This is a genomic window from Microcoleus sp. LEGE 07076 (genome assembly GCF_015207455.1).
GTDB lineage: Bacteria > Cyanobacteriota > Cyanobacteriia > Cyanobacteriales > Microcoleaceae > Microcoleus.
In genome coordinates, this window is the sequence record NZ_JADEWV010000212.1 from 1 (window position 1) to 9729 (window position 9729).

Below are 9729 nucleotides of genomic sequence, written 5' to 3' on the forward strand. Positions count from 1 at the left end.
ACATAGAACCCCCCCCAACCCCCCCTTGTTAAGGGGGGGGCTAGAACTTCATATATAGCAAGTATTTATTAAATTGGTATAAATTAGTCCTGGACGCATGAGTGGTGAGAAACCGGGTTTTTTACAAAAATCCTGCATCTAGACCTTTAATTTCGATAAAAACCCGGTTTCTGTGGTATTAATGCGTAATTCCTGATAATTAAACCTAGGATAAAATCTCCGAGCAGTGTTTAATTGTGCAAGCAAGTAGGAGCGATCGACAATGTTGAGCGAGGAACAAACAACCGCAGGATCGACAACCCAAAATTCCCGCCAGACGGGGCTGTGGAAAGGTGATGGCGGGCTTTGCCAGCGGGCTTGGGTAGAAATTGATTTAGCAGCTTTAACTCACAATGTAAAACAGCTTAAAAATCTGTTATCTCCCCGCACAGAATTGATGGCAGTTGTGAAGGCGGATGCTTACGGGCACGGTGCTGTTGCAGTCAGTCAAACAGTATTGCAAGCTGGTGCTAGTTGGCTGGGTGTGGCGACGATTCCCGAAGGCATAGAGTTGCGAGAAGCTGGGATAGAAGCGCCGATTTTGCTGTTGGGGGCAACTCATACAGCGGCGCAGGTAAGGGCGATCGCCCAATGGCACTTGCAGCCGACTATTTGTACTGCAAAACAAGCCATAATTTTTTCGGAAGTTCTCGCTACTCTCGATCGATCTTTGCCGGTTCACGCTAAGTTAGATACGGGAATGTCTCGCTTGGGTACGCCCGCGTCGGAAGCAACAGAATTTGTGCAATTAGTCAAGCGGTTGCCCAATTTAAAATTAGCTAGCATTTACTCTCACTTGGCGACAGCCGACAGTCCAGATCCGGCTGTTATGAATGTTCAGCACGATCGGTTCAAACGGGCGATCGAGCAAATTAAAACAGCAGGAATTAACCCCCCTCGCCTCCACTTGGCAAACTCTGCTGCCACCCTTTCCGACCCAGATTTACATTACGATTTAGTGCGAGTCGGTTTGGCTACCTACGGTCTTTATCCAGCTCCTCACTTGCAAAATGTTGTGGATTTAAAGCCTGCAATGCTGGTAAAAGCTAAGGTGACGCAGGTGAAAACCATTGAAGCAGGAACAGGCGTGAGTTACGGGTATCAATTTATCGCTCAAAGACAAACAAAAATTGCGGTAGTTGGCATCGGCTATGCAGATGGAATTCCGCGCAATCTTTCTAATAAAATGCAGGTTTTATTCAAAGGTAAATTTGTGCCGCAAATCGGAGCAGTGACGATGGATCAATTAATGCTGGATGTCACGGATATTCCCGATTTAGAAGTCGGCGAAGTGGTGACGCTGTTGGGAAAAGATGGGGAAAATGAAATTACTGCTGACGGTTGGGCAGAAATTTTAGGAACTATTTCCTGGGAAATTCTCTGCGGTTTTAAACACCGATTGCCCCGCGTTGCAGTAAACTGTTAACTAGGACGATTAGACGGCGGTTGCAACCGCGTCTACACAAACAAACGATGTCCGCCTGCGCGGACTGAATAAAATCATGTAAAACTTAATTTTCACCGCCTATTCTTCAACCCGCGGAGGCGGGTGAGTGTTTGTATAGGCGCGGTTTCAACCGCAGGCTTTATATAGTATAATTTCGATGTAACCAAATTTGATATTACCAATTACCAATTACCAATTACCAATTAGCAATTGCCATGACATCCAGCACATTTATACCACTAGCCCAAACCTTGTATTCTCAGCTAGATGCAGAAAGAATACAAGCCTTGGAAGTAGCCCAAGAATTCTCGAAAAGATTGGTAGAATTGGGGTTTAAAATTGTACCTCAACTGCTGTGGGCGATCGGCATTTTGTTAATTACGCGATTTGCGATCGACGTTGCGGGGCGCGTGACTCGCCGAACTCTGAGTCGCACCGAACCCACACTGCGGAAATTCTTGGTTCAAGCTGCAGAAATTACGATTTTGGTTGTCGGAGTAGTCGCGGCTTTGAGTCAGTTGGGAATTCAAACTACTAGCGTGGTTGCGGTGGTGGGTGCGGCGGGTTTGGCGATTGGCTTGGCGTGGCAAAATACTTTGTCGCACTTCGCTGCTGGGGTAATGTTGATTAGTTTGCGGCCTTTTGAGGTGGGAGATGCAATAGAAGCTACTGATGTGAAGGGAGTTGTCGATAGCATCGGGATTTTTTCAACTACTGTGGTGACGGACGATCGCATAAAAATTATTGTCCCGAACAATCAGCTATTTAACGGTACACTGAAAAATACCACGGCAATGGGAACGAGGCGGGTGGACTTGAAGATTGATATTGGCGATCGCCCGATCCGTCCAACGATGGCTGAGTTATTAGAAATTGCCCACTCTCACCCGCTGGTGTTGGAAAATCCGCCCCCGACTTGTTTGGTAGCTGAGATTACTCCAGATACAACTATTTTATCTCTCCGGCCTTGGTGCGCGTCGCTGGCCTACGAACAAGTGCGATCGCAAGTTCAAGAACACATCAAAGAAGCAATGAATGCCCACAAAAATCAAGCACAATAAATCTCAATAAAAACCGCTCCCAAAACCCAAATTTTTTGTACCTCCTGCCGTGCAAAACCTAACTTTGCAGGGTGCTTGTAGCGCGCCTTACCCCTATAAATTCCACCAAACCAGTTTTTTCATAACTTTTGTTACAGTCAATGTCAAATCCCAAATCTAACATCCCAAATCTCAAATGAGCAACTGGTATCCGCAGCAAATTTTGAAAGAACCAGGTGTCAGAATCACCGCCACCGAAAGACAAACAATTCTCACCAAATTTCCGCCTCCAGACGAAAACAATCAAATCTATGCCGACGCCATTTTTGAAGGCGGCGGCGTGCGCGGAGTGGCGTTTTTAGGAGCACTCAGATGCTGCAACGATTTGGGGATCCGCTGGCGAAAATTGGCAGGCACTTCTGCCGGTGCAATTACTGCGGCAGTATTGGCAACAGATTTGTCAATAGATGACTTAGAAGAACTGTTGGGACAGCTCGATTACAGCATATTTTTAACTCAAAAAAACAGTCCTCTAATATTAAACGGCGACCCCGCTGACGACTTGCAATCTCCAGCTTGGACGCTACTTTTCCTAACAATTAGCCGCCAAATGGGCGAATATTCTTCGCAGCCTTTCCGCCAGTGGCTGGAAGCAACGCTCGGTCGAGGTAACTTGCACACTTTTGCCGATGTCAAACAACTGCTAAAAGACCGGGAATTAAAAGTAGTAATATCCAACCTCAGTCGCGGTGAAATGCTAGTAATCCCCGATGACTTGCACCGACGCGAATCGGCAGATTCCGATGCTTTGTACGAGGAGTTGCAGCTCAAAAGCGCTGAAGATTTTAGCGTCGCTGAAGCGGTGCGGCTGTCGATGAGCATTCCCCTATTTTTTGAACCGGGAAAACTCGGGAACGACTTAATTGTCGATGGGGGAATTTTGAGCAATTTCCCGCTGTGGATTTATGACAAACAATCCGTCGGTTCGACTCCCGCTATGCCCCGCTGGTTTACTTTTGGGTTTCGATTGGTCGATACTGGAATTGAGAGTAAAGTTAAGATTGATACTCCGCTGTCGATGCTGGCGGCGATGTTCAGAACGATGATGAAAGCAAGAGACCGCTATCACCAGCGGGAGATGGATAAAGGCAGGGTGATTAATATTGATGTGACTGAAGCTGCGGTGACTACGACGGATTTTCACCTTGATGCCGCGAGCAAAGCTAACCTTTACCGATTGGGCTATTTGTATACTAAGAGGTTCTTTTTGAGTTCCAATTTTAGTTGGGAAAAGCACTTGAAGGCTAGGGGGTTTGGCGAGTAGTTTCGAGTTTTGAGTTGGGAAAGCGGGGGTAATCTGCCTTGGGCCTTCGGTAAAAGGTATGCAGAGTAAGGGATTGAGGAATATTAAAATTAGGGGTTGGCAACAAGAGGATGTGTGTGCTATAGTGAGTTGCTGTCATCGGGAGAGGTGGCTGAGTGGTCGAAAGCGGCAGATTGCTAATCTGTTAAGGGTGTTATCACCCTTCGGGGGTTCGAATCCCCCCCTCTCCGTTCTAGAGCTTCTCGGAAAAAGTTATTGTTAATCAAATTATTTTTGCCAACCCCGTCCAAATTATTTTGGCAATTCAAGTCTAGTCTAGCAGCAATCATCAACTACGAAATCTAATTAAGTGCCTTCATTGCTTCGACAACTTGCCGCGAGATAAAAGGTAAAATTTCTTCATTTTTGCTATTCTCTTTCCCCTCGGTAAATACAACTAACAAATACGGCCGCAAATTCGGTATTTCAATATAAGCAGCATCGTGACGAACTTGACTTGTCAGTCCGGCTTTTGACCACAATTTTGTATCTTCTGGCAATCCGCCACCTAAAAAACCTGTAACTTGATTTTCGGGATCGGCCTCTAATTCTGCTGGTGCTAAACTGCGTTTCATTAAGCCCATCATTTCTTGCGATGCTTTGGCAGAAACAGCTACGCCCCCGATTATACTGTGCAGCAAACGCGCCGCTGCATTGGTGGTCAGCATATTTCTATTTTCCATTAATTCTCCCAGAAATGCTCGCTCTCGACCGTAGGGGCCATCGCACCAGGTTTTTTGATTGGCGTTAATATTTTGTAATTCCGGCCAATCTAATGATTGAAAGTAACGGTTGATGATGTTTCGCTGCTGTTTCCAAGTTTCAAAGGGGCCTGGTGATAATTCTGGGCCGCTGGTGGTGCCGGTGAGCGCGTCTACTACTAAACTGGTGGCGTCGTTGCTGGAATCAACTATCATATCTCGGACGGCGCGTTCTAATTCTGGGGATGTTTGAATCATGCCTTTTTGCGCCCATTCCCAGATGGCAACGAGGTAGAATAATTTGACGATGCTGGCGGGATAAATTCGTTCGGATGCTCGGTTGCTAAAACCTCGCGGTTGATATTTCCAAAATTCTTGTGCGCTGAGGGCGCCGCCTGTGTTGACTCGTACCGGCGGATCGTAGACTATCCAGGTAATGGCTGTGCGATCGCCCGTCAATCCTGTAAATTCTGACTGTGCGGAGTCTATAATGCTACTGCCGAGGGTTTCTAATTGTTCGTCTTTGTGGAAAAATGTCATGGTTGATGGCTGACGGTTAACGGTTGACGGCGGTTGGCTAATGGCAATAAATCGTTGAATGCGAACAATTAACAGCAAACAATTAGCAATTAGCAATGCTCAATTATCAATTATCTGATGTTGTGGAGTACCGGGTGCGATCGCACATAAATATTTACGATTCCCCAAAGTGCGATCGTTTGGCAACTCAAGCATCGCAGGGGCGGCATTTGCGCGTCCTCAACCAGAGTTCGAGCGAGGTAAACTTGGATACAAACGCCTTGATGGTGCGCCTGTGCGAAGACGATTATCCGGGATGGTTGGATTTTCGAGATGTTGACTTGCTCGAAGTCACAGAAACAGTGTATCATCCCTTGGTGCTTTCTGAGTTTCAAATCAGGGAAAAATTGCCGATCGCAATTACTTTTGCTCGCGAAGCCATGAACCAATCTAATTATTATCTTTGGGGCGGTACAGTCGGGCCAAATTATGATTGTTCTGGATTGATCCAAGCTGCTTTTGTCGCTGCGGGCATCTGGTTGCCGAGGGATGCTTATCAACAGGAAGCTTTTACTAAACCTATTAGTATCAGTGCTGTAGATACATCTTGCACCATTCTTAGCAACGGGCAAGATGCCCGTTCCACAACACATCAAGTTTCTGGTGGGGTGGGCATCTTGCCCGCCCATGACAAGCCAATTGACCCCGCTCATGAAAAGCCAATTGACAAGGGTGCAAGATGTCAGTTAGAACCGGGAGATTTAGTTTTTTTTGGAACTCCGCAAAAGGCTACTCATGTAGGATTGTATCTGGGCGATGATCGCTACATTCACAGTTCGGGACAAGCACAAGGTCGCAACGGTATCGGTATTGATGTTTTGTCGGAGGATGGCGATCGAGTCAGTCAAGTTTATTACCATCAGTTGCGGGGATATGGTAAAGTGGTCGCCAGTTATCAGCCTGGGAATAGGGAATAGGGAATAGGGCATAGGGCCTAGGGCATTAGAACCAAAAACTAACAACAAACATACGACAAATAATATAGGATAACCAACAGCTAACTAATGCGCGATACTTCGGCTACGCGATCGTACAAGTGCCCGATTCGCAATGACTAATGACTAATGACCAATGACCAATGACCAATGATTGTTGATGTTATCGAATAAAAAAAATGGACGCTGCATTATTTTTGGAAAAATTGGCTGCACAACAGGCTGGCGCTGAGGTTGTTCTCGACGTTTCGGTGGTGGTGCCGGTGTATAATGAGGTGGAAAGTTTGCCTCATCTGATCGAGGCGATCGCATCTGCAATTCAACCATCAGGACTCAGCTATCAAATTATTTGTGTAGATGACGGTTCTAAGGACGGTTCTGCTGAACTTCTCAAACAATTGGCCGGCAGTCGCGATGACCTTTGTGCTGTACTTTTGCGCCGCAATTACGGGCAAACTGCTGCGATGTCGGCAGGTTTCGATCGCGCTCGCGGCCGTGCTATTGTGACCCTAGACGGCGATTTGCAAAATGACCCTGCTGATATTCCGCTATTGTTGGCAAAGTTAAATGAAGGCTACGATTTAGTTAGCGGCTGGCGCAAAAATAGGCAGGACAATACTATCAGCCGCCTGATTCCTTCTAAAATTGCCAATTGGTTAATTGGTCGCGTTACAGGCGTAACTTTGCACGACTACGGCTGTTCTTTGAAAGCTTACAAATCTGAGTTAGTTGCCGACTTGAATCTTTACGGAGAATTGCACCGATTTTTGCCGGCTTTGGCGTTTATTGAAGGGGCGAGAATTGCCGAACTGCCGGTGCGCCATCACGCCCGCCGTTTTGGTCAAAGCAAGTACGGAATTTGGCGGACTTTTAGGGTGTTGATGGATTTGTTAACTATTTCTTTTATGAAAAAGTTCCTGACTCGACCGATGCACGTCTTTGGACTTTTGGGACTTAGTTCTATGGCGTTGGGAACGGTTTTAGGGATTTATTTGACTTTCGTGAAGTTGGGTCTCGGTCAAAGTATTGGGAACCGTCCTTTGCTGATTTTGGCTGTAGTTTTGTTGTTAACTGGCGTGCAGTTATTTTGTTTTGGTTTGCTGGCGGAAGTGATGATGCGGACTTATCACGAGTCTCAGGGAAAACCGATTTATCGAGTGCGCGAGGTTCTTGGTTCTAAGTGAACGATGCTGTTAGTAGATCCTCGACTTTTAGCATTAGCTTTGATGTTGAGTCTGGGAAGCGGCTACAGAAGTAGGGGTTCTGGTCGTATATGCTTTAACTGATCTACGATATTGAACCGTCAAATCCTAAATGGTAAGGTGCGTCGCCGGAAAAAATCTGCAAGTTCCATTGAGTATCTCACAGCGACGCACCCTACAGATTATATCAATTCCGGTTGCACCGTCAGGTGATTGTTGGCTGTTGACAGTTAACTGTCAGTGGACAGCAAAAACCCAGAACGGATTTTCGCTGTTAACTGTTAACGGTTAACTGTCTAACTCATCACTTTTTGAGCTTGGCGCAGAGATGTAATAGTGGCGATCGCGTGTTGGGAGACTGCATCTATTTCTGCTGCGGTATTGAACCTCCCAATCCCAAACCGAATTGAAGCGTAAGCTAATTTGTCCGATCGCCCGATCGCTGCTAAAACATGAGATGGAGATATTTTTGCCGAAGTACAAGCAGAACCCGAAGAAACAGCCGCCGCCGGTTGCAAACCCAATATCAACGCTTGACCGTCAACTCCGCCTACACTAATATTAAGATTACCGGGCAATCTCTTAGTAGCGTGACCGTTGAGAAAAACATCGTCCAATTCACTCAAATTTTCCCACAAACGCTGGCGCAAATTAATCACTCGTTCTGTTTCCGACTCCATTTCCGCAACTGCTAATTCTACCGATTTGGCGAATCCAACTATTTGCGGTGGGTAGAGAGTACCCGATCGCATTCCCCGTTCGTGGCCTCCTCCGTGCATTTGCGGCGCTAGCTGCACTCTCGGTTTGTTGCGGCGGACGTACAGCGCACCGATGCCTTTTGGCCCGTAGATTTTGTGGGCTGTCAAGGACATTAAATCGATGTTCATCTCCTGTACGTCGAGGGGAATTTTGCCGATCGCCTGTGCCGCATCTGTGTGAAACAGAATGTCATTTCCGCGGCAAATTGCAGCAATTTCGGCGATCGGTTGAATCACCCCAATTTCGTTATTAGCCGTCATCACCGAAACTAAAATTGTCTCCGCCCTAATCGCTTTTATTAAATCGCCTATATCAATCAATCCGTCACTTTTCACCGGTAAAACAGTAATGTCAAACCCCAATTTTTCTAAATACGTACAGGGGTCAAGAATTGCATTGTGTTCGGTTTTTACTGTGATAATGTGCTTTCCTTTGCTGAAATAAGCTTCAGCGACGCCTTTAATCGCTAAATTATTTGCTTCTGTTGCACCGCTAGTAAAAACAATTTCTTCTGGAGAAGCATTGATTGCTTCTGCTATGATTTGCCGCGATTTTTTGACCGCTGCTTCTGCTTCCCAGCCGTAGACGTGGTTGATGCTGGCTGCGTTGCCGAATTGTTCGGTAAAATACGGCAGCATCGCATCAAGTACCCGTTTGTCTACAGGTGTTGTGGCGTGGTTGTCTAGGTAGATAGGACGTGCGGACATAGTGCAGTTTTGGTTGAAAAAAGTGTTAGATTTATTGTAGACGAGCCTTTTGTTCTACCACAAAACTTTATATTTAACAAATATTTGTGAAGATTTATGCGAGCTGACATTCAAGGATTAGAAATTACGGTCGGTGAGATCAAGCACCTGTGCGGCGCGGGTCCCGATCGCCTGTACCGGCCGCCGAGTGCGACTAAGTTTGCTCGGGAAGCTTTGAAAACAGTCGGTTTAATTGTTTTGGTTCTAATCAGTTGTTGGTTGCTGGTGGCGATATTTCCTAGAGCTTATTTGTTTTGGTTCGCCCTCCACATCGCTGCAATATGCGGTTTAATTTTTGAGGATGCGTGGAAAATTTGGTGGAGTCAAAAAAAAGATTTAATTCATTTGTTTGATGATGTTGACCGCTATAACGGTATAATCAAAGTAATTGAAATTAACGACAGGATAGAAGATGCCGGCAATGCGGAAGTCAAAATAGGCGATCGGTCGAAAGTCATTCAAGCGTTGCAGCTAATCAGAGACGATTTAGTTCGAGCTTTGAAAACCGAGAGGATTCTCAGGGAAAACAAAAAATTTGTCGATACTAATTCCGAATTGTTTACCAATAATTTGAGAAGCTTGAATGCCCTCCAAATTAGCGATCGCTCGAGCCAGCCGGGGCGATTGCTCAAGGAAGCTTTGCAACTAGCTGTAGAAGTTCAATCAGAAATAAAAAAGTTGCAAGACCGAAACGCTGCTATTTTAAAAAATGGAAAATAATTAGTAAAAAGCACGGATAGCGTGCGTTTTACCCAGTAGCAACGCGCACTTTACCGAACGGCTCAAACTAATTGGAGTTTAGACTAAGCAGGTCAAAAAGTGCGATAGCCCTCATATCGGCAAACGTCCATACTCCAACGGCAACGGTCGCTGGCGAAAAGCTATGAGACTCAACCATAAGAGCGGTACCAGCGACCG

8 protein-coding genes and 1 tRNA gene are annotated in these 9729 nt (G+C 46.0%); 7 read left to right on the forward strand and 2 right to left on the reverse strand.

Annotated features, from left to right (window positions below):
- The first annotated feature begins 262 nt into the window (after positions 1-262).
- The 4 genes from alr (at position 263) to IQ270_RS24720 (ending at position 4080) form a co-directional block, all read left to right on the forward strand.
- Positions 263-1465, forward strand: coding sequence for an alanine racemase (gene alr, locus IQ270_RS24705; protein ID WP_193975825.1), 1203 nt, complete (start codon positions 263-265; stop codon positions 1463-1465).
- Between the two features lie 236 nt (positions 1466-1701).
- On the forward strand, positions 1702-2547 hold the full coding sequence (locus IQ270_RS24710) for a mechanosensitive ion channel family protein (RefSeq protein ID WP_193975826.1): 846 nt from the start codon (positions 1702-1704) through the stop codon (positions 2545-2547).
- 175 nt (positions 2548-2722) lie between these two features.
- Positions 2723-3850, forward strand: a complete 1128-nt coding sequence (locus IQ270_RS24715) for a patatin-like phospholipase family protein (protein ID WP_193975827.1) — start codon at positions 2723-2725, stop codon at positions 3848-3850.
- 141 nt (positions 3851-3991) lie between these two features.
- Positions 3992-4080 (forward strand) — tRNA-Ser (locus IQ270_RS24720).
- 111 nt (positions 4081-4191) lie between these two features.
- Here the strand turns inward: IQ270_RS24720 and IQ270_RS24725 are convergent.
- The gene (locus tag IQ270_RS24725; RefSeq protein WP_193975832.1) at positions 4192-5130 is read right to left on the reverse strand and encodes a serine hydrolase; all 939 of its coding nucleotides are present in this window, start codon (positions 5128-5130) and stop codon (positions 4192-4194) included.
- A 95-nt stretch (positions 5131-5225) separates the two neighbouring features.
- Here IQ270_RS24725 and IQ270_RS24730 point away from each other — a divergent pair, with 95 nt between their 5' ends.
- Positions 5226-6086 carry a C40 family peptidase gene (locus IQ270_RS24730; RefSeq protein WP_193975828.1) on the forward strand — a complete coding sequence of 287 codons (861 nt, stop codon included), beginning with the start codon at positions 5226-5228 and terminating at the stop codon, positions 6084-6086.
- Positions 6087-6283: 197 nt separating this feature from the next.
- Positions 6284-7288 (forward strand): glycosyltransferase family 2 protein, encoded by a 1005-nt coding sequence (locus IQ270_RS24735; RefSeq protein ID WP_193975829.1) that lies wholly within the window; start codon positions 6284-6286, stop codon positions 7286-7288.
- Positions 7289-7602: 314 nt separating this feature from the next.
- On the opposite strand, the gene IQ270_RS24740 is transcribed toward IQ270_RS24735, so the two are convergent.
- Entirely contained in the window at positions 7603-8772 is a 1170-nt protein-coding gene (locus IQ270_RS24740) for an IscS subfamily cysteine desulfurase (protein WP_193975830.1), read from the reverse strand.
- A gap of 96 nt (positions 8773-8868) precedes the next feature.
- Here IQ270_RS24740 and IQ270_RS24745 point away from each other — a divergent pair, with 96 nt between their 5' ends.
- A complete protein-coding gene (locus tag IQ270_RS24745; RefSeq protein WP_193975831.1) occupies positions 8869-9531 on the forward strand; it encodes a hypothetical protein in 663 nt (220 codons plus the stop codon).
- Positions 9532-9729: the final 198 nt, after the last annotated feature.

Coding starts and splice junctions, on each gene's coding strand:
- alr (WP_193975825.1), top strand. CDS start 263: ATGTTGAGCGAGGAACAAACAACCGCAGGATCGACAACCCAAAATTCC.
- IQ270_RS24710 (WP_193975826.1), top strand. CDS start 1,702: ATGACATCCAGCACATTTATACCACTAGCCCAAACCTTGTATTCTCAG.
- IQ270_RS24715 (WP_193975827.1), top strand. CDS start 2,723: ATGAGCAACTGGTATCCGCAGCAAATTTTGAAAGAACCAGGTGTCAGA.
- IQ270_RS24725 (WP_193975832.1), bottom strand. CDS start 5,130: ATGACATTTTTCCACAAAGACGAACAATTAGAAACCCTCGGCAGTAGC.
- IQ270_RS24730 (WP_193975828.1), top strand. CDS start 5,226: ATGCTCAATTATCAATTATCTGATGTTGTGGAGTACCGGGTGCGATCG.
- IQ270_RS24735 (WP_193975829.1), top strand. CDS start 6,284: ATGGACGCTGCATTATTTTTGGAAAAATTGGCTGCACAACAGGCTGGC.
- IQ270_RS24740 (WP_193975830.1), bottom strand. CDS start 8,772: ATGTCCGCACGTCCTATCTACCTAGACAACCACGCCACAACACCTGTA.
- IQ270_RS24745 (WP_193975831.1), top strand. CDS start 8,869: ATGCGAGCTGACATTCAAGGATTAGAAATTACGGTCGGTGAGATCAAG.